The sequence below is a fragment of the Methanobrevibacter sp. V74 genome (assembly GCF_963082495.1).
GTDB lineage: Archaea > Methanobacteriota > Methanobacteria > Methanobacteriales > Methanobacteriaceae > Methanocatella.
In genome coordinates this window covers 52998-79065 of the sequence record NZ_CAUJAN010000008.1, presented here as the reverse complement: position 1 = coordinate 79065, position 26068 = coordinate 52998, and the positions used below count along the sequence as shown (strand labels likewise).

The 26068-nt window shown below is 30.4% G+C and carries 24 protein-coding genes and 1 pseudogene; 4 read left to right on the top strand and 21 right to left on the bottom strand.

What is annotated here, in order from left to right:
* From Q9969_RS11280 to Q9969_RS11225, 12 genes and pseudogenes are all read right to left on the bottom strand, one after another.
* Nucleotides 1-1944, bottom strand: a pseudogene (locus Q9969_RS11280) (hypothetical protein); the annotation flags it as partial.
* 836 nt (nucleotides 1945-2780) lie between these two features.
* A complete protein-coding gene (locus Q9969_RS11275) occupies nucleotides 2781-3236 on the bottom strand; it encodes a hypothetical protein (protein ID WP_305557782.1) in 456 nt (151 codons plus the stop codon).
* The gene (locus tag Q9969_RS11270) at nucleotides 3194-3748 is read right to left on the bottom strand and encodes a transposase (protein ID WP_305557780.1); all 555 of its coding nucleotides are present in this window, start codon (nucleotides 3746-3748) and stop codon (nucleotides 3194-3196) included. The genes Q9969_RS11275 and Q9969_RS11270 overlap by 43 nt, the downstream gene beginning before the upstream one ends.
* A 9-nt stretch (nucleotides 3749-3757) precedes the next feature.
* Nucleotides 3758-4009 (bottom strand): hypothetical protein, encoded by a 252-nt coding sequence (locus tag Q9969_RS11265; protein ID WP_305557778.1) that lies wholly within the window; start codon nucleotides 4007-4009, stop codon nucleotides 3758-3760.
* Nucleotides 4010-4446: 437 nt separating this feature from the next.
* Nucleotides 4447-4809 carry a hypothetical protein gene (locus Q9969_RS11260; RefSeq protein WP_305557776.1) on the bottom strand — a complete coding sequence of 121 codons (363 nt, stop codon included), beginning with the start codon at nucleotides 4807-4809 and terminating at the stop codon, nucleotides 4447-4449.
* 228 nt (nucleotides 4810-5037) lie between these two features.
* On the bottom strand, nucleotides 5038-5277 hold the full coding sequence (locus Q9969_RS11255) for a hypothetical protein (protein ID WP_305557774.1): 240 nt from the start codon (nucleotides 5275-5277) through the stop codon (nucleotides 5038-5040).
* Between the two features lie 703 nt (nucleotides 5278-5980).
* A complete protein-coding gene (thsA, locus tag Q9969_RS11250; protein ID WP_305512940.1) occupies nucleotides 5981-7591 on the bottom strand; it encodes a thermosome subunit alpha in 1611 nt (536 codons plus the stop codon).
* Nucleotides 7592-7952: 361 nt separating this feature from the next.
* Nucleotides 7953-9110: a hypothetical protein gene (locus Q9969_RS11245; RefSeq protein WP_305512939.1), complete on the bottom strand. Its 1158-nt coding sequence runs from the start codon at nucleotides 9108-9110 to the stop codon at nucleotides 7953-7955.
* A 230-nt stretch (nucleotides 9111-9340) separates the two neighbouring features.
* Nucleotides 9341-10390, bottom strand: a complete 1050-nt coding sequence (gene asd / locus Q9969_RS11240) for an aspartate-semialdehyde dehydrogenase (RefSeq protein ID WP_305557771.1) — start codon at nucleotides 10388-10390, stop codon at nucleotides 9341-9343.
* 9 nt (nucleotides 10391-10399) lie between these two features.
* Nucleotides 10400-11221, bottom strand: a complete 822-nt coding sequence (gene dapB / locus Q9969_RS11235) for a 4-hydroxy-tetrahydrodipicolinate reductase (protein WP_305512935.1) — start codon at nucleotides 11219-11221, stop codon at nucleotides 10400-10402.
* Nucleotides 11222-11233: 12 nt separating this feature from the next.
* Nucleotides 11234-12127, bottom strand: a complete 894-nt coding sequence (gene dapA, locus Q9969_RS11230; protein ID WP_305512933.1) for a 4-hydroxy-tetrahydrodipicolinate synthase — start codon at nucleotides 12125-12127, stop codon at nucleotides 11234-11236.
* Nucleotides 12124-13344, bottom strand: a complete 1221-nt coding sequence (locus Q9969_RS11225; RefSeq protein ID WP_305512931.1) for an aspartate kinase — start codon at nucleotides 13342-13344, stop codon at nucleotides 12124-12126. Before Q9969_RS11225 ends, dapA begins: the two co-directional genes overlap by 4 nt.
* A 468-nt stretch (nucleotides 13345-13812) precedes the next feature.
* Here Q9969_RS11225 and Q9969_RS11220 point away from each other — a divergent pair, with 468 nt between their 5' ends.
* Together Q9969_RS11220 and Q9969_RS11215 are read left to right on the top strand one after the other, a co-directional pair.
* Nucleotides 13813-14175, top strand: coding sequence for a hypothetical protein (locus Q9969_RS11220; RefSeq protein WP_305557769.1), 363 nt, complete (start codon nucleotides 13813-13815; stop codon nucleotides 14173-14175).
* Nucleotides 14148-15038 carry a transposase gene (locus Q9969_RS11215; protein WP_342766077.1) on the top strand — a complete coding sequence of 297 codons (891 nt, stop codon included), beginning with the start codon at nucleotides 14148-14150 and terminating at the stop codon, nucleotides 15036-15038. Before Q9969_RS11220 ends, Q9969_RS11215 begins: the two co-directional genes overlap by 28 nt.
* Before the next feature lie 1189 nt (nucleotides 15039-16227).
* Here Q9969_RS11215 and Q9969_RS11210 read toward each other — a convergent pair.
* From Q9969_RS11210 to Q9969_RS11180, 7 genes are all read right to left on the bottom strand, one after another.
* Nucleotides 16228-16425, bottom strand: coding sequence for a 30S ribosomal protein S17e (locus tag Q9969_RS11210; RefSeq protein WP_305514727.1), 198 nt, complete (start codon nucleotides 16423-16425; stop codon nucleotides 16228-16230).
* Nucleotides 16426-16438: 13 nt separating this feature from the next.
* Nucleotides 16439-16753, bottom strand: coding sequence for a chorismate mutase (locus Q9969_RS11205; RefSeq protein WP_305514725.1), 315 nt, complete (start codon nucleotides 16751-16753; stop codon nucleotides 16439-16441).
* 160 nt (nucleotides 16754-16913) lie between these two features.
* On the bottom strand, nucleotides 16914-18101 hold the full coding sequence (locus Q9969_RS11200) for a succinylglutamate desuccinylase/aspartoacylase family protein (RefSeq protein ID WP_305557767.1): 1188 nt from the start codon (nucleotides 18099-18101) through the stop codon (nucleotides 16914-16916).
* Nucleotides 18098-18964, bottom strand: a complete 867-nt coding sequence (locus tag Q9969_RS11195) for a shikimate kinase (RefSeq protein ID WP_305557765.1) — start codon at nucleotides 18962-18964, stop codon at nucleotides 18098-18100. Before Q9969_RS11195 ends, Q9969_RS11200 begins: the two co-directional genes overlap by 4 nt.
* A complete protein-coding gene (locus Q9969_RS11190) occupies nucleotides 18964-20046 on the bottom strand; it encodes a glycosyltransferase family 4 protein (protein WP_305557763.1) in 1083 nt (360 codons plus the stop codon). Before Q9969_RS11190 ends, Q9969_RS11195 begins: the two co-directional genes overlap by 1 nt.
* Nucleotides 20047-20075: 29 nt before the next feature.
* Nucleotides 20076-21152 (bottom strand): cobalt-precorrin-5B (C(1))-methyltransferase CbiD, encoded by a 1077-nt coding sequence (gene cbiD / locus Q9969_RS11185; RefSeq protein ID WP_305557761.1) that lies wholly within the window; start codon nucleotides 21150-21152, stop codon nucleotides 20076-20078.
* 26 nt (nucleotides 21153-21178) lie between these two features.
* Nucleotides 21179-21448 carry a thioredoxin family protein gene (locus Q9969_RS11180; RefSeq protein WP_305514714.1) on the bottom strand — a complete coding sequence of 90 codons (270 nt, stop codon included), beginning with the start codon at nucleotides 21446-21448 and terminating at the stop codon, nucleotides 21179-21181.
* Between the two features lie 118 nt (nucleotides 21449-21566).
* Between Q9969_RS11180 and Q9969_RS11175 the strand changes: the two genes are divergently transcribed.
* Complete coding sequence (locus Q9969_RS11175; RefSeq protein WP_305557759.1) at nucleotides 21567-23645, top strand: DEAD/DEAH box helicase; 2079 nt, start codon at nucleotides 21567-21569, stop codon at nucleotides 23643-23645.
* A 14-nt stretch (nucleotides 23646-23659) separates the two neighbouring features.
* Here the strand turns inward: Q9969_RS11175 and Q9969_RS11170 are convergent, their stop codons facing one another.
* On the bottom strand, nucleotides 23660-23965 hold the full coding sequence (locus tag Q9969_RS11170) for a DUF2098 domain-containing protein (protein ID WP_305515155.1): 306 nt from the start codon (nucleotides 23963-23965) through the stop codon (nucleotides 23660-23662).
* A 12-nt stretch (nucleotides 23966-23977) separates the two neighbouring features.
* A complete protein-coding gene (locus tag Q9969_RS11165) occupies nucleotides 23978-24259 on the bottom strand; it encodes a PRC-barrel domain-containing protein (protein ID WP_305515153.1) in 282 nt (93 codons plus the stop codon).
* 92 nt (nucleotides 24260-24351) lie between these two features.
* Here Q9969_RS11165 and Q9969_RS11160 point away from each other — a divergent pair, with 92 nt between their 5' ends.
* A complete protein-coding gene (locus Q9969_RS11160) occupies nucleotides 24352-26016 on the top strand; it encodes a tRNA uridine(34) 5-carboxymethylaminomethyl modification radical SAM/GNAT enzyme Elp3 (protein ID WP_305557757.1) in 1665 nt (554 codons plus the stop codon).
* Nucleotides 26017-26068: the final 52 nt, after the last annotated feature.

Below are 26068 nucleotides of genomic sequence, written 5' to 3'. Positions count from 1 at the left end.
CGTAATAATTAAATCATTAGTCAAATCATTACCATCTTTTTTATAAATCATTTTAATAGTGTGTTTTCCACTGTTTAAATTAAAAAAAGTAATATTCTCATTTATCCCACTACTAAGGATTTTATTACCATTTTCATAGTAATTAACATTGTAATTATTATTTTCGTAGAAAATTAAGTTATCAACAGTAACAGTATTTGTATTTTTAGGACGAAATACACTAAAAGTACAAGCAAATATATCACCTGGTTTACCCCAGTAAATAGTTTTACCTTCATTTTTAGCATAATTATTAACAAAAGAACAAGCACTTAAAGTACCATTAGCACCCCACCAATAAACAGCACCACCATACAGATTAGCATTGTTATTAACAAAAGAACAATCCTTTAAAGTACCATTAGCAGTATTCCACCAAACAGCACCACCACGATCAGCATGGTTATTATTAAAAGAACAATTCATTAATTCACCATTATAACCATCCCAAAAAACAGCACCACCCTCATATTTATAGTTATTATTAAAAGAACAATCCTTTAATTTACCATTATCACCCCACCAATAAACAGCACCACCATACAGATTAGCATTGTTATTAACAAAAGAACAATCCTTTAAAGTACCATTATCACCATACCAATAAACAGCACCACCATCAGCTGCATGGTTATTATTAAAAGAACAATTCTTTAATTCACCATTATTACCATTCCATTTAACAGCACCACCATACCCATCTACATGGTTATTATTAAAATAACAATCCTTTAATTCACCATTATTACCATACCAATAAACAGCACCACCATACTTTGCATGGTTATTATTAAAATAACAATCCTTTAATTCACCATTATTACCATACCATTTAACAGCACCACCATCTTCATCTGCATGGTTATTATTAAAAGAACAATTCTTTAATTCACCATTATCAGCATGCCAAAGAACAGCACCACCACGATCAGCATGGTTATCATTAAAAGAACAATTCTCCTTTAATTCACCATTATTACCATTCCAATAAACAGCACCACCATCAGCTGCATGGTTATTAACAAAAGAACAAGCACTTAAAAAACCATTATCACCATCCCATTTAACAGCACCACCATACCACCATTTAGCATGGTTATCATTAAAATAACAATCCTTTAATTCACCATTATTACCATACCAATAAACAGCACCACCATACCCATCTGCATGGTTATTATTAAAAGAACAATTCTCCTTTAATTCACCATTATTACCATACCAATAAACAGCACCACCATACCCATCTGCATGGTTATTAACAAAAGAACAATCCTTTAATTTACCATTATCACCATTCCAATAAACAGCACCACCCTTTTCTGCATGGTTATTGTTAAAAGTGCAGTTTTTTATATTGCCTTGTGTTCCATTTAAGTAAATAGCACCACCAAGTTCACGTGCGTGGTTATTTTCAAAGTAACAATTTTCTAAATTAGCATTATCTCCCAACCAGTCAATGGCACCACCCCAATCTGTTTGAGTATTATTAGCATTTATGAATCTTATATTTTTTAATGTGACTTGATTGTCACCTATCCAGAATATTTGTGTAGCTAATTTTCCGTTAAGTACATGGTTTTTACCATCAATAGTTAAAGGTTTATTAATTATTATCGCATTATCTCCAGATACATATGTATAGTCTTTATTTAGAGTTATTGTACTACCAGAACTTGCACCATTGATTATGTTTTGCAAATCAGTAAATGTTGAAGTAGATCCTTTTAAATCGCTTTTGTTCATTTCAACATTTAATCTATCATTATCTTCAACTTCTAAAATTGTAGTATTTTCACTTAAATCTATTTCAGATGTTGCATTGTCTTGTGCTGAAACAGCTGAAATAGATAAAAATATTAAAAATAAAAATACTATTATAATTTTATTTAAATTCTTAATCATTTTATATCATCCTCCGGATCTTAATATTTTCATAATTAAATGAAATTGAATCAATATAATATTTAAATAATTAATAATGATTCTATACAATCATCTATAAATAATTAACTGTTCTGAATCAACCCAGTTAATTTAAGAAATTTATTTTTTAATTTTTAATTATAGTATTTTATTATTCTTATTTTTCTTATTTAAATCTTTTATTTGATATTGTATTGGTTTATATGATTTATTTTTTATTTTTTTACTTTTTTTATGGGTTTTTGATTATTTTTTTTATTGATTTTTCATTTTTGATTATTTTAATTTTTGTTTTAAATTCGTTTAATTTGCTTGTAATTGGATGTGTTTACTTTAATAGTTTTTATATTTGTTTAAATTATTTTATGTTTGATTTTAATTTCAGGGAATATTTTGTGATGAAACTTGGGAAATAAATTAGGATAAATATGAAAAATCGAAAATATATATAAAATATGATGATGGAAAAGTGCATTTTGTTCGTATTCGAAAAACTACTTTAGGAAGTATAATTAAGTATTCTTTCTATGATTGTGGTCGAACGACTGCTGTAGAGGCTATAAATTTTTATTAGAAGTGATAAGAAGGATAAAAATATGACTTTAACTAAATCCGATATTTCTCAAAGAAGAAAATTGCTTAATCATATTTGCTGTGTTAGACATGAATGAAGACTTTATTGATGGAATTTACAATGATCCAGATAGACCTGGTCTTTATAAAGGATATTCAATATTGGTAGGTGATACTAGCATCTGTGATGCACCATAATATTGGATACAGTGAAAAACAACTAAAAGAATAGGGTGCTAGATTTATGTAAATAAATCTAGTTCGGATTGGACTTCTTTTTTAGTTAGGAGTGTTGTTTGTTCGTCAGTTTTTTCGCCCACTTGTTGATTTTCATTTGTTTCATTATTTTCCTTAGATTTTTTAGATTTTCTTGATTTAATTGGTTCAAGATCTATTCTGCCTTCAGCCAATTGTTGTAGTTTTGTTTTTGTGTCGAAGCCTTGTTGTATGACTAGTGTTGATAATAATATGCATAGATAGATGTTTCTTCTCATGGAACTCTGAGTATATGCGTGGAATTCACCTAATCCAAATGCATCTTTGCATACTTTGAAGAAATCTTCAATTAAGCCCCTTATTGGTTTTAATTTCTTCCAATTTTCTAGTTTTTCATATAATATTGTTGTTAACTCGAGGAATAATTCTTTATTCTCTTCTAAAGTATTTTCATCGTAAAATATATCCAATGATGTGGACATTCGCGCATCTTAAATTTTTCAATAGTGAAGTAAATGCGAGGAAATATGACTGCAACAACGTTATACTTGTTAATCGCGTTAATATAGTTTTCCATGGAGTAATACCCTTTATCAAAAAGAATTACTTGTCTTTTTTTGAGTAAACGCCTTCTACTCAATTCTTCTAAAACTTCATCAAAAATTTTACTATCATTTTTCGCACCAGAATGGATAATTACAGAAATGGGGCATAATGAATCTTTTTCTAAGACTAAAGTGACTTTAAATCCTATATAATAGCCTTTAGTGGTTGAAAAACCCATATCTAAATCTAATTTTTCAAGATGTTCGGGACTCACGTATTTCTTTAGAATATTAATATCACAAGCTACTGGAGTTGCATCAACAATCCAATCACTTTTACGATTCTTATTTAGCTTAAGGAACAATTTGAAAAAGCTGTTGCTAATATTATTGTATTGATTAGGAGAATAACGACTCAAGTATTCATAAACCTGTGCTTCACTCGGCACCTTTTTAATTCATTCATTCTCAATTTTTAAGAACCTTTTTAGTTTTTTATCAATGTTAATCTCATATATTACTCTAGAAACTGGATAATTATAGAATTTACTTAAAAAAACGATTTTTATACATGTAATCATCATTTTAATGTTTTTTATTCCATTTTCACTAAATATGTGTCTGTTCTTTTTATCATCGATATTTATAAATACTTTGTCCAACAATCTAAATTTACGGCATCTTTTAGTATAATTTAATCCAGGCAACATGTTAATTCACTAATAAAATATTTGTTGCTCATTATATTTAAAATTAATTATTAATTGATGCCGTTTTTTAATATAACAAAATTATAAATCGTGGGCTACAAATTTGAGTAAAAAAATACACGAAAATAAGAAAAATAATATCAAACTGAAGGTTATTTACAACTCAAAAATCTAGCACCCTATAAAAGAATTAAATAATTCTCACCTCGATATATTAAAAAAGGAATTGATCAGATTTATCATGTATAGCAGATACACACAAACAGATTTCATATTAACATCCACAATAACCAATAGCAGGATGGGACATGAAATTTTTTAATTTTTCATAGAATTTTTTATTTTAAAAATTTTTTGCAATAATTTTATTTTTCAGTTGTTTTCTATTGTTTATTTTGTTGTATGTTCTTTTTAAGTTGTGTTTTGTTGTGTATAGTTTAAGTTCTGTATTTATTTGTTTTAAGTCTGTTGTTGTGAATTTTGTTAGGTGTATGTTTTGTTTCATGTTTTGTAAATGGTAGTTTCTGCTGTTTTTTTGAGCGTATTTTTGTAGATTTTTTTTTGGGGGGGCTTTTCTGGTTTTCTATTTTTCTTTGCATTTTTATTTTTATTTTTTTTGGGAAATGTTTTCCATAGTCGCTGATTATTCTGTATCGTTGTTTTTTTACTGCAATATTTTTGTACTGGGCAGTTTTTGCATTCTTTGGTTCAATGTGTGATTCTTGTTTTGTTTTTGTATTGGTATTCGCTTTTTTTCTATAGTAGTGGTTGACCAATGGGGGGCGGATATTGGTCATCATTTCGTGATCATAGTTGATAATTATCTTTGGAAAAATGGTTTTTTTTTTCGGACAATATTTACTATTTTTTTTCTTTTCTGGGTGTCCGCCAAAAATCTAAAATTAATTTTTGAAACTGATTAAAACTACTTTAATTCAAAAACAAAGAAAAATTTGCATCAAAAAAATTACTTTTGGCGAACACCCATCATAAAAATCTTGAATCTGGATCATTTACACTTAATTACATCATTTTTTCCAGGATTCTTTAAGCTTTTCTTCGAGTGTTTCAAGCTTTTTTGTAAATTTTTTTTTCAGGATTTTTCTTCTGGATTGTTTTAAGAGGTTTTTTTTACTTGAAGCTCTCAATTTATCTTTGGTCTCCATCATTTTTTCAAAGGATTTTTTTATTGATTTTCTCTTACTGTTTCTTGGAATTTTTCTTTGTTTGTTAATATGATTCAGGAACACTAATTTTTCCAGATTCATTTAACGCCCAATTCCAAATCTTCTTCTTGATCCAATTTATAATACTTTTCTTCCAAGTGTTCTTTTCATGATTATTTTTAATTGTTGTTCATTGGTTATTATTTTTTAAAGATGTTTTTGCTTTTACTTTAGTTCCATCTAAAACTCTAAATGGCGGATTTTCTTCTTTTGCAAATCTTTAAAAGTTGTTTTAAAAGCTTCATCAATTAAATCAGGTATAATCCAATTTGAATCTTATAAAATTGTCCCTATAAACTGGCTTTTGCATGCCTGCTAAAGTACATATAAGCAATATTCAGTTCTTGTTCTTCTCTCAATTAGGAGAAGACAATCCACCATCAAATAACACTCATCCAAACCAATCCTAAGCAACATTTCACGAGGATAAGCAGGTTCACCAGGCTTATCACGAAAAACTCCTTGTTAGCTTCGGAACAATCAATTTGATCAACCACATTTTTAATAAAATAACACAGATGACCTTCAGGAATCAAATTACTCAAGTCCATAGGCACCAACATAGTCTGATTAATAGTATCATCTTTTAAAACCATAAATAAAACAACCATAAATATTAATATTTATAATAAAAGATTGTACTTCATAGTATATAAAATTAAAGGAAAAAAATAAGCGAAAAAAATTTTAAAAATTAATGAGAATCATGTCCCATCCTGAAAAAAGAAAAAAAAGATGTAAAAATTTACATCATTGGAGGCATTCCACCCATAGCGGAAGGATCCATACCCATATCTTCAGGGCCTTTTGTGGATGCAATTACATCATCGATTCTTAAAATCATTTCAGCAGATTCGGATGCAGATTGAATAGCTTGTTTTTTAACACGTTTAGGTTCAATTACACCAGCTTCTTTCATGTCTGCTACTTTACCTGTGAATACATCCAATCCCATGTAGAAAGATTTTTCTTGTGCCGCTCTTAAATCTACTAAGGAGTCAATACTATCTAAACCAGCGTTTTCAGCTAAGGTTTTAGGTACGATTTCTAAAGCTTCTGCAAATGCATTTACTGCTAATTGTTCTCTTCCGGAAATAGATTCCGCATAATCTTTGAGTTTTTTAGCCATTGCAATTTCAGGAGCTCCTCCACCAGCAACAACTTCATCATCCTCTATGGTAGCTGCTACTACACCAATTGCATCTTCAATTGCCCTTACAATTTCATCTACAATGTGTTTGGTACTTCCCCTTACAAATAAAGTTACAGATTTTGCACCTGAGCATTCTTCTACGAAAATCATTTCTTCGCCGGATATTTTTCTTTCTTCAACAGTTCCAGCAATACCTAAATCATCAGCAGTCAAATCATCTAAGTTAGTAATAACATTAGCACCGGTTGCTCTGGATAATTTTTCAATATCGGATTTTTTAACTCTTCTTACTGCCAATACTCCAGCTTTAGACAAGTAGTGTTGTGCTAAGTCATCAATACCTTTTTGTGCAAATAATACATTTGCACCAGCATCAACCACTTTATCCACCATATCTTTAACCATTTTTTCTTCTTGTTCAATGAAAGCTTGCATTTGAGCAGGATCAGTAATTCTGATTTCAGCATCAACTTCAGTTTCTTTTACTTCCAATGGTGCGTTAACCAATGCGATTTTAGCATCTTTGATTTCAGATGGCATACCTGGGTGTACTCTTTCTTTATCTACGATTACACCTTCAACTAAGTTAGATTCTTCAACAACAGCTCCATCTTTTTTCTCGATTTTGATGTTATCAGCATCAACTACGCCGTTTTCTGCTACAGCTTCAACAGCATCTACGATTAATTTTGCTAATGGTTCACGTGCTGCTTCAGTTCCTTTACCAGTCATAGCAGTCATAGCTACTTTCATTAAGGTTTCAGAATCTACTTCATCGATTGCGATTTCATCTAAGATTTCTTGTGCTTTTTCAGCGGCTTTTCTGTATCCCATAGCTATGATTGTTGGGTGGATATCAGAATCAAGTAATCCTTCAGATTTTTTTAATAATTCACCAGCAATAATTACTGCAGTTGTAGTTCCATCCCCAACTTCATCTTCTTGGGTTTTTGCTACTTCCACAAGCATTTTTGCTGCAGGATGCTCAATATCCATTTCTTTCAAGATGGTTACACCATCATTGGTTACAACAATATCTCCAAGTCCATCGACTAACATTTTGTCCATTCCTTTTGGACCTAAAGTAGTTCTTACAGTTTCAGCTAATACTTTACCAGCTAAAATGTTATTTCTTTGTGCATCTTTACCGACAGACCTGTTAGTACCTTCAGGTAAAATAAAAATTGGTTGTCCTTGTGCCATTAATAATCACCTTTTTTAGTTTATAAATAATTAGATCAGTTTAAACATCAACATGAGAAAATAAGTTATAGTGTTGACAAAACCTTTCTACATAATACATGAGTTTAAGGTTATATAAATACTTTGCGATATAAAGTAAATTAAAGTAAGAAAAAGATGAATTGGAAAATCCATATGAAAATGACTCTTGAAATATTGAATTGAGCGAAGAGCATTCTAATTGAAATTATATGAAACTGCCAAATAATTGGCATTAGGATTAATTAAATGAAAGAATATCTAAAAAATATGTAAGGAATTAAAATAGAATATACATGAAGATAATGAATATATGAAAAATGAAAAAAATAATTTGGCAAAGTTATCTGCCCTGTTTTTTCTCTAATCTGAAAGGAGGAGTAGCTTCCTGAGTTTCATAAGCTTCTTGTTCCTCTTGCAAATCATTAAAGAAATTATTAATTTCTTCTAATCTTACGATTTTATCTTCTTTTCTTTGTAACTCACTTTGAAGCCTAATATAGTCTTCACGTGAAACAGAATGTTCTTTTAAATAACGAAGTTCGCTTTCACGAGCATTGAGTTCAGTTTGCAATTCATTTTGAAGATTAATATAATCCTCTTTAGAAACAGACCTTTCCTTTAAATAGTTAATTTCACTATTTCTAGCATCAATTTCACTATCAAATCTTTCTTGAAGATTGATGTAATCTTGTTTAGGAACAGAATTTTCCTGTAACTCCGCAAGTTGACCATCTAAAGATTTAATTTCATGACTAAATTTAGACTGTAAATCTTCATAGTCTTTTTTAGGGATAGAGTCATGTTTTAAATCTTCGATTTCAGTGTTCATCGCATTAATTTCAGAGGTGAATTGAGTTTGAAGGGAAATATATTCATCTCTAGGAATTGTTTGTTGTTTTAACATATCGAATTCAGTATTAATTTGAGCAATTTCACTTTCTTTAATACGAATTTCATTATTTTTAAGCTCAATTTGCTTTTCAAGCTCTAAAATTTGTGCTTGAGCTTCAACATCATTTTCTAATTTAAGAATTTTAATTTTATATTCATCAATTGTTCTTGAAAGAGTGTTAATTTGAGCATCTTTTTCTGCATTACTTATATAAGACTCATTTAATCTTTCATTAACATCAGCTAATTCTTTTTTCTTATAATCACGCAATTGTTCTGCGAAATACTCTTTAATTTCATCAAGAGAATTATTTACATAATCCAATTCATAGATTCTATCTTCTTGATTTTTAATAAGAATATCTTTTTCTTCCATCTGCTTTTTCAAAAGATTAATTTCATCTTCAGCTTTAAATTTAATAACAGAAACTTCTTTTTCTTTATCTATGATATTTTTTTCAAGTTCTTTAATTCGCTGTGGAGTGTTGTCATTGGCTTTTTCTACTTCAAGCACGGTTAACTCTAATTTTAGTGAATTAAGTTCAAGTAGGCAAGAACGAATTAAAGATTGTAAAGTATCTTTTTCATCATCAATTCCAAGTTCCATTCTATCCCTTAGTTTAAATTTTTTCCCAATATTCATTTCCAAATAATAATTTAATATTAAATTGAAAATTATGATATATTTTACAATATAATTCCTTGTTATAAAGTATTAATTTTATACTATTTAAATTAAACCCTTAAATTAATTGAAAAATGAAATTAAAAACAGATAGAAAACAGATAGAAAAACTAGAAAATATTAAAAAAAATAGAATAAAATAATTGATAAAATTAAAGTATTTTATCATTAATCAATTCTGCATTTAAAATAGAAGCTCCAGCTGCACCGCGAATGGTATTATGTCCAACCAAAATATATTTAAAGCTATTGTCAAATGCTGCATCTTTTCTGAGTCTACCAACAGTAACAGACATGCCATCACCACCATTTCTATCCATTCTCGGTTGTGGCCTGTCAGATTCCTCTTTGACAATTACTGGATTTTCAGGAGCTGAGAATAAATTAAGTTCCTGAGGCAAACCTTTAAAGTTAGCCATGTTGTCCTTTACATCATCAATTTCGAATTCATCAGCAAGGTCGATGAAAACCGCTTCAGTATGACCATCAATAACCGGCACCCTATGACATGATGCGCTTAATTTGAAATCCGCTCTAACTACATCATTTCCATCATATGATCCAAGCAAATAAAGTGATTCGCTTTCCATTTTTTCTTCTTCCCCTCCTATGTAAGGAACAAGATTATCAACAATAGCCATTGATGGAACACCATTATAACCTGCACCAGAGACAGCCTGCATAGTTGACACTCTAACCGATTTAACATCGAAATTATCAACAATAGGTTTTAATGTTAAAGCTAAAGCAATAGTAGAACAATTTGGATTAGTTACAATGAATCCATCCCAGTCATTTTCCTTTTGTTGAGCATCAATCATGTCTAAACATTCAGGATTGACTTCAGGAATTACTAATGGAATGTTATTATTCATTCTATGTGCACTGGCATTACTTGCAACAACATAATTTTTTGCAAATTCCTTCTCAACAGTAAGTGCAAAATCGGCTGGAAGAGATGAAAATACAATATCCACATCATCATCCATAGATTCAGGATTAGTTTCAATGACCTCTATGTCTTTTACAGACTCGGGCATTTCATTATCCATATACCAAGTAGTGGCATCCTCATATCTTTTACCCGCAGACCTAGAAGATGCTGCTAAAGCTGTAACTTCAAAATCTGGATGATTTTCAAGCAATTGTATAAATCTTTGACCTACCATCCCAGTTGCTCCAAGTATTCCTACATTAACCATATTTAACACCTAGTCTAATCCTATAACATCATTCATGCTACTAACAACACCAGTTTCAGCATTTGGAATGTATCTAATAGCTTTAATTACCCCAGCAATAAATACTTCTCTTGAATGTGCTTGATGTTTGAGTTCAATTCTCTCCCCATCACCGACAAACATCACAGTATGATCACCAACAATATCTCCGCCACGGATAGCATGAACTCCAATTTCTTCAGGAGTTCTTTTTCCAACTAAACCATGCCTTCCATAAACTCCAACTTCTTCAGTGTCCCTGCCTAATTCTTCAGCAATAACTTCGAATGCAGTCATAGCTGTTCCGGATGGAGCGTCCTTTTTCTGGTTGTGGTGAGCTTCAATAATTTCAATATCGAAATCATATAACAATGGAGCTAATTTCTTTAAAGTATTGAAGAATACATTGACTCCAATAGACATGTTTGAAGAAATAACTGCCGGAACATTGTTTTTTTTAACATTATTAATGTTTGATTGCATTTGCTCTTCACTAAATCCAGTAGTGCCTACAACAATTCCAACACCACAAGAAGTTGCGATTTTAATAGTTTCAACTGCTGCAGGAGCAATAGTGAAATCAACCAATACATCAGAGTCTGTTGCTTTTAAAGTTTCTTCTAATTTTTCAGAACCGACAATTTCAACACCAATTTCCCCAATTCCAGCTTGAAGACCAGCATCTTTTCCTGCAAGAGGAGTGTTAGGCATTTCAATAGCTGCAACTACTTCCATATCATCCTGTTCTGTGATTTTTTTAATAATTCCAGAGCCCATTCTTCCTGATGCTCCAGTTACGGCTACTTTAATCATATTATTACCTGTTTAAATTAATTCTGAGTCTTTCAATGCTTTTTTAAGAATTTCAACATTTTCTTCTTTCATTTCGCCTAACGGTTGTCTTAAAGGTCCCGCTGGCAATCCCATAATATTCATTGCGGTTTTAACAGGAACCGGATTACTTTCAATAAATAATGCTCTGATTAATTCAAGCATTTCATAGTGAAGTTCCATAGCTCTTGTATAATCATCATTTAAGATACTGTCAACCATTAAAACCATTCTTCTAGCATCAACATTAGCAGAAGCAGAAATTACCCCAGTTGCTCCTACAGCCATGAGAGGTAAAGTCAATGAATCCTCGCCTGAAAGAATATTGAAATCATCTTCAAGTCCTTCCAAAGTAAGTGATCTGTAAATGTCGGATACTTTATCAACACTTCCACTAGCTTCTTTAACAGCGTCAACACCATCAATTTTAGCCAATTCTACAATAGTTTCAACATCCATATTAATTCCAGTACGGGAGGGTACATTATATGCAATAATTGAAATATCAGCTGCTTCAGCAACAGTTCTGTAATGTTCAATCATTGCGTGTTGTTGTGGTTTGTTGTAATATGGAGTGATTAATAATGCAGAGTCTGCTCCAGCATCATAAGCATATTTAGTTAAAGAAATGGCCTCAGAAGTTGCATTACTTCCTGTGCCTGCTACAGTATCAACCCTGCCATCAACTTCATCAACTAAAATATCGATGATTTTTTGATGTTCTTCATGGGTTACAGTAGCAGATTCGCCAGTAGTGCCTGCACCTACTAAACCTGAGACTCCTTTCTCAATCAAATAGTTAATATTTGACCTGAATCCATCTTCATCAATTTCTTTATTTTCTGTGAATGGAGTTACCATTGCAACATATGTTCCTTCAAAGTTCATTCTAAAACCTCATTAATTAATTCACGTGCTTTATCACCATCTTCCCAGTTAACGAATAATACAATAGCTGTTTGTGATGAAATAATCTCGACAATGTTGATATCATTTTTCCTAAGTGGCTCTGTAATATCTGAAATAATTCCAGGAGTATCAATTATATCCGGACTTACAAATGTAATCATTGCAGTATCCCTTCCTAGAGATAGGGAACTTAACACATCAGTTTCAAGAACTACATTATGCAATAAATGATATGCCTTGTTCGAATCAGCTTTATCCACAAATGCGGTAATTGAGTTTTGACCAGCTGAAATACCGAAAATATTAATATCTTCCTCAGCTAGACTTCCAGTTAAACGAGCTAGCAAACCGGTAGTTTTTACCATTGCCTCTCCGACAATAGCTATAAGAGAAATAGGATTCTTGTACTTAGTTACACATTTCATCATGTCACCTTCATAAGGACCTACAATACGTGTGCCTTTAGAGGACAAATCCCCATTAGCGAAATTTATAATTTTTGCAGTTATTAATGGATCTTTATATTTTAATGCATGAGGATGTAAAACCTGAGCTCCATGAGTGGCTAAGTCTCTCATTTCTTCAACTGAAATTTTATCTAATAGTTCAGCCTCTTTTATTTTATTAGGATCAGTTGACATTACACCATCTACATCAGTTACAATTATCACTTCATTTGCATCTAAACAATGCCCAATTAAAAATGCAGTTACATCACTGCCCCCTCTTCCAAGAGTTGTGATTTCACCATTAGGACCTTGTCCTAAAAATCCGCAAATAACTGGAATAATTCCTTGATTGACAATTTGTATAATCCTTTCAGTTATTTTATTAGTTGTATTAAAATCAATTTTTGCTTCTAAGTAATTGGAATCAGTTTTGATTGGCCATAACTCACTATAAGGATCAATAAATTCTGATTTTACACCTAAAGATTCGATAGTTGCTGAAAATAACCTAGCACTGGTCAATTCACCCATAGCCATGATTTCTGCCTTTTGTTTATCCGTTAAACTTCTACCAATAGCTTCATCAGATAATCCGATGAGGTCATCAGTAGTCTTATTTACAGCTGAAACTACAACTACTACTTGGTTACCTTTCATATATTCATTCACGACTGATTGCGCCGCTTTTTTGATTCTAGAACCATCACCTACCGAGGTTCCACCAAATTTTACTACTACTAAATCCATTAAGTTCACCTATTTCTTAAAAATATTAATTGAATTTTTGTTAGATTATCAATTAAATAAAATATACATTTCTATTTCTATTTAATCATATTAATAAACTTTAATTAAAACATGCATTCCTAGAAACTTAAGATTTTTTATTTTTTTTATCATTGTTTATTCATTGAAAATTGCTAATTTTGATTTATTTTGCTTTAATCCGTTATTATTTATTTTAATACTTTATTAATTAATTTTAATTTATTTATATCTAATTTTAATAATTATTAATAGTTTATTTTAAATATTATTAATTATATATATATTTATATAAGTAATTAAAGTTTTTTAATCATGAATTTATTTGATTGGGGGTTGGATTGATGTATTCTTATGATAGATTTGTCAAAGATTTTTTCAGTTTATTTGATGTTTTTATATCTGAAAAATATGTAACTGAAGATAATAAGTTTATTAGAGATAGAAAAATTGACTCAAAAAGAGTATACAACATTTATTCTTTCTCAAAGAAGCTGTACATCTTATATTGAAACGATTAGATTTTTCACAATAGGATTGAATAAGAAGTTTAAAACAATTTCTAGCCAAGGAATTGGAAAACAAAGAATGTTCATTGACCCAAAAGTTTTTATTGATATGAATGAATCTTTTATTGACCAATTATATGGCAAATATTCTGGATTTTCAAAATTTAAAGGATATATTGTTAGTGCTTGTGATGGAAGTATTATTGATCTTCCCAATGTTACTTTAACACGTGAAGAATTCCCTGTTGGTGATGAAAACCTGTTAAAAGAAAAAGAATTCGTGCAAGAGTTTCATGTCTTTTAGACGTTCATTCTAAACATATTTTAACAGCAAAAATTGTTGAAACAACAATAAATGAAGTAGATTTAGCAATTGAACATTTAGAGAACTTAAAACAAAGATTAAACATTACAAAATTAATTACCATTTACGATCGAGGATATCCATCAATCGAACTCATGGCAAAAACCATTGATTTAAACTCTAAATTTTTAATAAGACTACCAAAAAATGTATTTAGACATTTAATCAAACAAATGAAGACTAATGATGAAATTATAAAAATAAATTTAACAAATAATAGATTAAGTCATTTTGATGATGAAAATTTAAAAGAAAAAGCAAGAAAGATGGGGCGATTAGAAATTCGCATAGCATTAGTAGATATTGGTAAGAACGAACCTGAAATACTTGCAACAAATTTAACATCTGAAGAATTCTCAACAGAAGATTTAAAAGAATTATATGGTAAAAGATGGTCAGTTGAAACTGGATTTGACAGATTAAAAAATTTAATCGAAATCGAAGATTTCAGCGGAATTCGAAGAACAATAATCGAACAAGATTTTCACGCCCACATATTCGTTTATAACCTAGCAATGACAATTAAAAATCATGCAGAAAACAATATAACAAGAATACCCAGAAATAAAGATGAAAAAATAATTTATCAGTCGAATTTCGCAAAAATAACGGGAAACATCTATTTATTCTTATTTGACCTAATATTTGAAACGCAAACGAAAAGAGAGCAAATAATCGATTTTATAGTAAAAGAAGCATCTAAAGAACTAATACAATATAAAGAAAATCAATACAATAATAAAGAACGAAAAACCCCGGATGTTTATAATAAACATCCAGGAAACAAGAAAAAAACACACTAATCAAATAATTTCACCAAAAATTAGTGAGTTTTCACATCTTGTTTAATAGTTCTGTTCACAAATCATATAAAAAACTTACGAAAATCAAATCCTAATCCCAAAATAATATAACAACGTTATCAAATAAACAGAATTAATAAAAAATTTCACATGAAAAATCTTAAGTTTCTAGGAATGTAAAACATGGGACTGTCAACTTGTTAGGTCTTGAGTGTGTATTTTGTGTTTATTTTTTTATTTTTCATTTTAATCTGTAGTTCATGTTGAATTTTCTTGTAGGTGTGGGTCTTCTGGCCAATTTTCTGTTTTTTTTTAAATTTTTTCAGACGATTTGATGCATAATTTGATTATTGTTCGATGGATATTTGTCGTTTTTAGGTGTAATTTTCGATGTAATATCTGTTTTTAATGTGTTGTAATTAGTTTCTATTCCCCATTTTTGAGAGTAAATTTCAAATATCTTCTGTTGTCTATCATGTTTTTTGGTAAATTGGTTAATAACTTTTTTATTCCAAATTCTTCTCTAACATTTTCAAAGTCAGGAAATTTCAAAATTAGAACCATCACCTGTGGTTAAGAAAAATCCATTTATATGTTTTAAATAAAGGATTATTGATCTTATAATTAATTTTTTTAAATATTCATTGATTATTTTTCTTTAAAAATCAAATGGATTAGTTTAAACAATTCTACAGCAGATTTACGAATTTCTATTTTTCCAAGAAAATAGAAAAATTAATTAATGAATTGCCCCAATATTAATAATGAGGACTTTTGTTTTATTTTCATGCTTACAATTGTCCTCAATTACCCTATACCTTTTTTAAACACTAAAATTAATTTAATAAAACTTTAATTTAATCTAATTAATATTATATAAAAATAACTATTTTTACAACATATTAATAAAAACAATGAATTTAATCATTAAAATATTATCTTCATAAGTAAGTTCAAATATAATAGACACTAAATTATTTTAATCAAAGATTGAAGATGAATAACAAATCCATTTTAAAAAGTAAAAATAATGTACATCAATTAAATCCAACAAATAAATAGCATTATAATAATGAAGAAATAAACCTAAAAAATCAAATTTCTAAATTGACAACATTGTAAAACATGCATCAAAATCGCTGAAAAGTTTAAAATAAAAAAAGAGTGAAAAATAAATATGAAAAAAAGCTTATTCGTGGGTTTGTTCTAACCTTACAAGCCTAGTTACATATCCTGCAATTTTATTTCTTAAATGTTTAGTACTTACAGTAGAGTATTCCTGTACTAATTTTTTGTTTTCATCAAAATCAGTAGTAAAAACACCATTGTGAGTTTCGATTAATTCTTTTGCTAAACGTTTAACAAATGAAGTTCTAATATTGCCCATTAACATTCCTCCCTTAAAATTTCTTTTGCTCATTTTTACTTAAAATAGTCAGCATATTTACTATTTGATCAATTATATCAACGTCAAGATTATTTTCCTTGGCCATCCTCTCGATTTTTTCATGAATTGCATCCTCTCTACTTTTATCGTAAATTGGCATTTCAAGATATTGTTTAGAAAGAGATATATCTTTTGCAAGAGAAGTTCTTTCGGAAATTAAATCAAATAACGCATTATCAATTTCATCAATGCGTTTTCGGGATTTCTCGAGAAGTAGCTCTGCCTCTTCTTTATTATTAAAAGATTTTATTTCATCATTACTTTTCAAAAAAAATCACCAAATTGATAATAATATGATTTATTGAAATCCTAGTATATAAACTATATGTTTACTATTTAAAGAAACGATTTAAATTTCAAAATGATTTGATTATTGAAAGCAATTTTGCCTGACAAACAACAGCGAAAGGACATTAATAAAAATTCCCTTAGACAATTGAATTAAATTTTAATAATGCAATCATCATATTATATGAGGTTTTAACCGTTTTTGCAGTTACAGTATTATGTGGAAGCAATACTTCGCAAATAACTGCAGGAATACCTTTTTTATTAACATTATCAGCCAGCGCTCCAGGATATTGTTGACCTGCATATTTATAAATTCTTTTGTTAACTTTAGCATACCTTGCAATGTATTTTGTCAGTTTATTGCATTTTTTCGCAGGAGCTTTAGATCCCATTACAATATCTTTTCCGGGACTCCCTCCAGGTTGGGTCGTGTGGAAATCACCATAAGCATCAGCGTTGCACTTGACAACAAGATTTACTATTTTATTAGAGATGGTTCCAGCTTTATTAGCTACACGATTATAATCAGTTCCGGTATGTCTTACTTTTTTAGAAATTGCTTTAATATTAACAAAAGGCATAATATAAACAGTTCCTTTAATTGGAGTTTTGCTCAAATACTCAATTAATTTCATTACACCCACTTGAGAGGATAATTCATTACCATGAACCCCCGCAGTGATGAATACGATTTTGCCTTTTCCCCCTTTAAATTTTAAAAGAAGATTTCCTTTTTTAGCAGCTTTAATAGCTTTTTTTATCCATTTATTATTAGGCATGTTCTTTTTAAGTAATTTGACTTTAGAAATATCTCCTTTATTGCCCCATTTAAAAATTTTCATGGTAATATTATTTGACACAGTATAAGTATTTTCACCAGATAAATTCCCAACATAATAGTTTATTGTGTATTTGCCTGCATCATAATTAAGTTTTAATGTAGCTATACCGTTAGAATCGGTTTTGGTATTATAAACATTACCTGCTACTTTAAATCTTACATTTTCCCCAATAATCACACTACCATTTTGATTAAATACTTTAAGAGAAAACTTCGCTTTAGTTCCATATGTACTTTTAATGTTTTTAGCAGATACTTTAGATGGAATCTGAATAATTTCTTGACTCGAATCATCACCATCATTATCTGTACTTAACGTGTTATTTTGATTTGAATCATCACTAATTGAAACTTCAATATTATCTTGTTCTACTTCTGATATTTCACATGCGCTATCTGAAGCAGAGATATTTTCAGTTGCTGAAACTGCAGAAATACTGATAAATACAGCTAAAAGCAACAATAAAACACACATCTTTTTCATAAAAAACAACACCCCTCATTATCCACTTTAGTTTTAAATATATGTCCTTCATACTTCATCCAGGACTCCTGGACATTATCAATAGAATTATCATCAACAATAGCAACAAAAGATGAACCTGTTCCAGACAATCCTGATGCTAAAGCTCCAGATTCAAGAGCATCAACAGCAATTGAAGAATTAAAACCTAATGATGCGGAATAAATCAATCCATTTAAATTCAAAGCACTGAAAAATTCCTTTTTACATGCAAAATCATATGCAACTTCAACTAATGGAGCTAAAACTTTCATGCGTTCCACATTAGAATCGCCAGACTTTGAATAAAAATCAGGCATATAAATTAAAACAGAATAATCCTCCATTTTCTCTTTTAAAATGAATTTTCTGTTTTTATTGTCTGTGATGACAACTCCTCCAAAGTAAGATGCAGTTGCATCATCAAATGATCCGGTAATTGTAACACCGGCATCGATTGATGCATTTACAGCCATATTGACCACTTCCAAATCAGTTAATGGAGTTAAATTATATTCACAAGCAATAATATCAGATACTGCTTTGACAGCAGCATTTGATGAAGCGCTACTGCTTGAAAGACCTGATGCTACAGGCAAACGGGATTTTGTTTTTAAGCTAATTCCAAAATCATTGAAATCAATATTATAATGATTGAAAACTTTATTTACACATAAATCCATCAATGTATTGTCTGCACCAACGTCATTTACACATGCAATCCCACTGGAAGTCGTTTTTGCCTCGCATTTTATATCAAGTCCAATTCCAAAAGCAGAACCAAAACCCGTTGCAATAGCATTAATTATTGTTGCAGAACCGGGAGATCTTACAGTTTTTTTCATTATTTAACCTCATCATAAGGAATATCAACTTCAGAGAAATCCAATGCCCTATTTCTAGCATTCCTCGATAAACTTAATCTTAAATTATCATCATTAACAATATTATCAATTGCTTTAGATATTGAATTGACATTATTTGGATTAACCAGTAAACCAACATCTTTTGTAATAATCTCTGAAATTCCGCCAACATTACTTCCAATAACTGGTTTGCCACAAGCCAAAGCTTCAATTAACACCAAACCAAAACTTTCTGAAAAAGACGGCAATACTAAAACGTCACAGCCTGGAATGATGTTTTCTACATCCCTTCTTGAACCGGCAAATATCACATCGGGAATATTTTCGTCTTCAACTTTTTTCTTAAGTTTTTTAAATAATGGGCCATCTCCAACAATTATCAAATAATAATCACTATCTGCAATTTTTTTAGCCTCAAGAAGCGAATCAACATTTTTTCTTTTAATTAAATTTCCAACAAAAAGAACAACAGGTTTATCCTCAAGATTATATTCCTTCTTAAAGGAATCATTTTCATTAGTTGAAAACTTAGTAATATCTACAGAATTCCATGAAAGTTTGGTCTTATTAGCTATCCCGACAATACCAGTTTCAATAATTTCATCTCTTAAAGCATTACTTACAGCAAAAATACCATCAGCATCATTTAATACATTTCTAATTCTAGAACGCATCAATGGATGAGATTTATATAATTCAAACATGTCAGAACCATGTGCTGTAACATAAGTTTTAATATTGTGTTTTTTTCCAACTTCAACTGCTGCGGCACCTGCAGGGAAGATATAATGGCCATGAATAATATCAATATCAACTTTTTCTAGAAGTTGTTCTAATGCTTTTCTAGCATTCTTTTTAAACATCAATCCTCTAACACCGGGAATATTAATGCCTTTTGTTCCAATAACATGTATTCCATCAATATCCTTAATGTCTTTGTGAGGATAAGTTATTACATAAACTTCATTTCCGCATTCTACTAATTTTTTAGATAAAGTATGTATATGCACTCCCACTCCACCAAAATGGGGTGGAAACTGGCCAACCATAACTATTTTCATGAAAATAATACTCCAAGTTTCAATGTATATTATTTAATGAAATTATTGTTTAAATAATTGCCTTCCATATCCACCAAGATAACATTTAAATCTAAATCAAAACGTTGATGGCATCTCTCAGAGATAACATCAGCAATACTATTTGAAACTTCAACGGAAATATTCAGTTCATTTAAAATATCCATCATATCATCAGTTGTTTTTGAATCAAATAATCTTTGAAGGTCTTTTTGATTTGCACCACATAATGCAGCATGTGCAACCATTATTTCACGCCTTCCATCAGCAATAGCATGTTTGGTGTTGAATATTCCTCCTGCAACCTTAATTAATTTACCCATATGTCCAAAGAAAGTGAATTTGGTTATTCCACGTTTTTCAGCTTCTTCAAACATGAACCCCACATAATTACCCGTTTGAATAATTTGTTCTTTAGAAACCCCTAATTGTTTTAAAGCTAATTTTTCACCAATATTACCTGGAACAAATATTAAATTATCTAAATTCAAGGCTATGGCAACATCCAATTGTGTTACAATGGAATTTTTATATGCATCACTTGACATTGATCTTGCAATGCCGGTAGTGCCTAAAACTGATATTCCACCAACGATGCCCAATTTTGGATTCATTGTTTTTTTAGCTATCTTTTTACCTTCAGGAATAGAAATAGTAACTTTTGCAATTTTTCCTTCAGGTATTTTGTCTGTTAAATTTTCTAAAATCATACGGCGAGGAACAGGATTTATAGCATACTCCCCTACAGGAATTTGAAGACCCGGTTTTGTGATTATACCAACACCTTCACCACCAGTTATGACAACATTAACTTCCCCATCTGTTTTATCTAACAATTCAACAGTTGAAATTATTGCAAGGTCAACAGTAACATCAGGGTCATTATAAGGATTTTTATGAGCTATTGCCTGAGCTTTAGTGGATGAAAATTTTTTGCATTCATCGATTAGGATGTCCAAAGTTTTTTTTGGAGTTTCAACTTTAACACATGCAATATCTTGCGAATCCAAAATTGCATCCAAAGCTGCAAGAGAACAAGCCGTTGCTACAGTACCTGTTGTAACACCAGTATAATTTTCATTATTCATTTTAAAAATAAAAAAAAAGAGAGAATCTATAATAAAGATTCAATATGAGTAGTTAATTCTTCAGCACTAGGTGCCCCAACAAATGATACTTCACCATTAATCACAATTGTAGGAACGGCCATAATTTGATAATCAATTGCTCTTTGTCTGTTTTCTGGATTATTAGGATCATCGATTTTAACTGATTCAAAATCCATTACATCACCTAATTTATTTTTTGCTTGCTGAGCTGCGTCAATAGCTGCAGGACAGTGCGGACAGGTACTGGTTGAAAAAACTTCTACTTTAATTGTCATATATTATATCTCCGTTAAGTTAATTTGTAAATTAGTTTATAGTTTAGCATATATAACTGTTACCCAATATTATACCTCCTAACAATATTTATTATATATTAATTAAAAAAATAATTAAATGATTAAAATGGAAAATTTAAGAGACGATATCAAATCAATAATCAATAGTGCGTATCCTTATATTAAGGAATTTAACCCTGCTCAAAAAGCGGTAATCGAGTCCGGTTATCTAGAAGATAAATCAAATTATATTATCTGCATTCCAACAGCTAGCGGTAAAACTGTTTTAGGAGTGCTTCCTATGCTAAAGACAATACTGGATGGCGGAAAAGCAGTTTATGCTGCACCATTACTTTCAATACAAAATGAAAAAGTGAAAGAATTTAAATCCTTTGAAGAACATGGAATTAATGTTGGTAGACACCCTGCAAGCTCTGATTTATCAGTCATGGTTTTTGAATCATTTGATGCGCTTACAAGATTTTCCTGGAACACACTAAGAGACGTTGACACATTAATCATCGATGAATTTCATATGATTGGGGAGTTTACAAGAGGACCAACTCTTGAATCAGCCATAACAAGAGCTAAAATTATCAATCCATCTATGAGAATTATTGCATTATCTGCTACTTTAAGAAATATTGAGGAAATAGAAGGCTGGCTTGAAGGAAAATGTGTTGAACATGATTATCGCCCAGTACCTCTTCACAAAGAAGTTTTAGATGCAGAGATGTTTAATACTAAAAATAAAAATGACGTTATTGTAAAAGTATTAGAAAAATCAATTAAAGACAAATCACAAGCATTGGCATTTGTTTCTACAAGGCGGTTTACCGAAAGCCTTGCAACATATGTATCTAAAAAAATCAACAAAAAAATCAATTTAAAACAAAGAGAACAATTTAAAAAAGTCTCTGATAGAATATTGGAAGTTCCAAAAAAGAAAGGTTCACTTCCAACAAGCACATGTGTTAAATTAGCTGAAAGCCTTGAACATGGTATTGCATTCCACCATGCAGGATTGTTTAATGAACAAAAAGAAATTATTGAAGATGAATTTAGAAATGGCAATATTTTAATGATTACTGCAACTCCAAGTTTAATGTATGGAGTTAACTTACCTTCAAAAACAGTTGTAATTAGAGATACTACTCGTTGGACTGGAAATGGACCTCAACCAATACCTGTCTTTGATTATGAACAAATGTCCGGTAGGGCTGGAAGGCCCCAATACGATGATGTAGGATATTCTTACTTAGTTGCTAAAACTATGGATGAAGCTTCAAACCTGCAAGACTATTACGTTGAAGGAGAAATTGAATTAACTAACTCTAAACTTGTTGACAATAAAGATGCAATCTACAAACAAATTATTGCCCAAATAAATTCATCACTTTCCAAAAATCTTGATGAGCTAACTGACTTTTTTGAAAAAACATTATACGGTTATCAAATGACCAATAATCCTTCAATGGCATTATTCGCAGAAGACAGCATCAAATATGAACTTGAAAATGCAATAGACTTTCTACTTCAAAATAGAATCATAAGAGCAACACCTGAAGGATTAGCAACGACTGATTTTGGTAATTTAATAGCCAAATCCAATTATTCAGTTGAAACTGCCGTTAAAATTAAAGAATATGTTTCAAGCATTGATAAAATTAATGTTAGTGAGTTTATTTATGCATTATGTGAAACTCCTGATGTGCCATTAATCTCGTTTAAAGGAAGAAAATCAAAAGATCCTGTTCTTGACAAATTATCTGAAGAGGGATTATTTGCAGTTGACATTGGAAACATTGAAGCTACTGCCGTGTCATTAATGGAATGGGTTGATGAGAGAAATGAATATGAAATTGAAAATAAATATAATGTTTATTCCGCATCAACTAGAAGATCTGCTTATGAAGCATCACACCTTGTTAAATTTGCAAAAGATACATCAGAGGTCTTAGGAAATTATTCAAAATTAAAAGACTTTGACTTTTTATCTGCCAGATTATATTACGGCGTGAAAGAAGACATTATTCCATTAGTGGTTGGCGTTAAAAGACTTGGAAGAAAAAGAGCTAGAAATTTAGTCAATATCTTTGGAAATGACTTAAGTGGCATTTCTGAAAATGAACTGCAAAAAGTTGAAGGCATTGGTCCTAAATTAGCTGAGAAAATAAGTTTATTTGCAAAAAATTAAAAAAAGGTGGGTTTTTAACCTCCACCTTCAGCAACATTAGAATCTAATTCAATATCTTCCAATTTTCTTGCTTTTTCTTTCATTGCATCGATGTCAATTTCACCATCATCTTCCCTATCATAAAAGGAAGATTTTTTAATGTCCTTTTCTTCAAGCAATTCAACTAAATCGGAACGATACCATAATTCGGTTTTATCAAGCATTACCCATTCTGAGCCACTTTCTGATTTTAAATCAATGACCTTACCCATTGTTCCTGTGTCAACATATCTAACATGAGAATCTAGAGTAATTTCCAATCCCCTTGCATCAAAAACCATATTAATACCTGGCTATTCTTCAACTTCAATTTCAACAGTTTTAACTTCTTCGTCTTCTTCTACTTCTTCATTTTCGTATGTGATTTCAGTGCTTAAGATAACATATGCACCGATAGTTGCAATATCTTCAAAGCTGATTTCGAGTTCATCTTTAGAGAAAATATTTTTTTGCAAGGTTAAAGTGATTGTGTCAATTTTACCAGTTTCAGTGTCAAAATCAACATTATCAACTCTTCCGACTACATTTGCATTTTTGTCTAAAACGGTAGATCCGATAAATTCTTTAATTTTCATGATTTCACCTTTTATATATAATGTATAAATCATTAAATATTTAAATAAATTGTACATATAAGTTTAACTATTTAAATTATGAGGATTGAAAAATGGAAAATGCATGTCAAATTATAATTAATGACATTCTTAACGGCAAAATCACAACTAGAAGAGAGCTAGAAGTTGAAAAAAGACAATTATGTCGTGATTTGAAATTATCCAAGTTCATGAGCAATGCAGACATCTTAGAATTTGCAAAACCTGAAGAAAAGGAAATTATTTCTGGATTTTTAAAGAAAAAACCAACAAGAACAATGTCGGGGGTTGCAATAGTGGCAGTAATGTGCCACCCACATAAATGCCCTCATGGAAGATGTATTTATTGTCCGGAAAGTGATATTGCTCCTCCCAGCTATACTGGTGAAGAACCGGCCGCACTTAGAGGTAGGATGTATGAATATCATCCATATATCCAATGTTTTAACCGTTTGAAACAACTTAAAAAAATTGGCCATCCAATTGATAAAGTTGAATTAATTATAATGGGAGGAACTTTCCCTTCAAGAGATTTATCGTATCAAGAATGGTTTGTTTCACAATGCCTAAAGGCAATGTGCGATTTTGGTTTAATAATGGAAAATAAACCAGAAAATTATGATTATAATCTTGACCGTGACGAAATTAAATTATTCGAAAAAGGGGTTTTAAAAACTTACGAACCTAACGATTATGTTTTAATTGAAGATGTTCAAAGGGTTAATGAAAATTCAAAAGTCAGATGTGTTGGCATGACCTTTGAAACACGGCCTGATTTTTGTAAAAAAGAACATATCAATAGAATGCTTGATTTTGGAGTGACAAGAGTCGAATTAGGTGTTCAAACATTATCAGATGATTTGTACAAACGAATTAAACGTGGGCACTCTATAAATGATGTCATAGAGGCAAATCAGCTTTTAAGAGATTCATCTATCAAAGTGGCTATGCATATGATGCCTGGGTTATTTTCAAACCAAAATCAAGATTTAAAAATGTTTAAACAATTATTTAGCGATGATAATTTTAAACCAGACATGTTGAAGATTTATCCATGTCTAGTTACTAAAGGAAGCGAGTTATATGATTTATGGAAAGAGGGAAATTATAATCCATATAATGACGACGAGGCTGTTGAATTAATAACGAAAGTTAAAGCAATTCTTCCAAAATGGGTTAGAACAATGAGAATTCAAAGAGATATTCCTTCAACACTTATTGAAGCGGGGGTTAAAAAATCCAATCTTGGAGAACTTGTTTACAACAATTTAGAAAAAGAGCATATAAATTGTCAGTGTATTCGTTGCCGTGAAATCGGCCATAAAAAAACATCTAGAGAATATGGTTTAGAGGATTTTGAATTGTATAGTGAAAGTTATACTGCATGTGAAGGGGAAGAGCATTTCTTATCTATTGAAGATATAAATGAAGAAAGCATTGCAGGATTTTTAAGATTACGCCTGCCATCAAAAAATCATTTTCGAGCTGAAATTAATGAATCCACAGCGCTCGTTCGGGAATTGCATGTTTATGGAAATATGATTAAAATTGGCGGTAGGAATCCTAAAATAGGTCAGCATACCGGATTTGGTGAAAGACTTCTAAAAGAGGCTGAAAATATTGCTATTGATAATGGTAAAGAAGAAATGGCCATTATTAGTGGTATTGGATCTAGAAATTATTATCGTAAATTCGATTATGAAAAAGTTGGATCATATATGATGAAAAAATTAATATAACAATATTTAAATAGGATGTTCGTATATATACTAACTAATTAAGAGAGGGTGT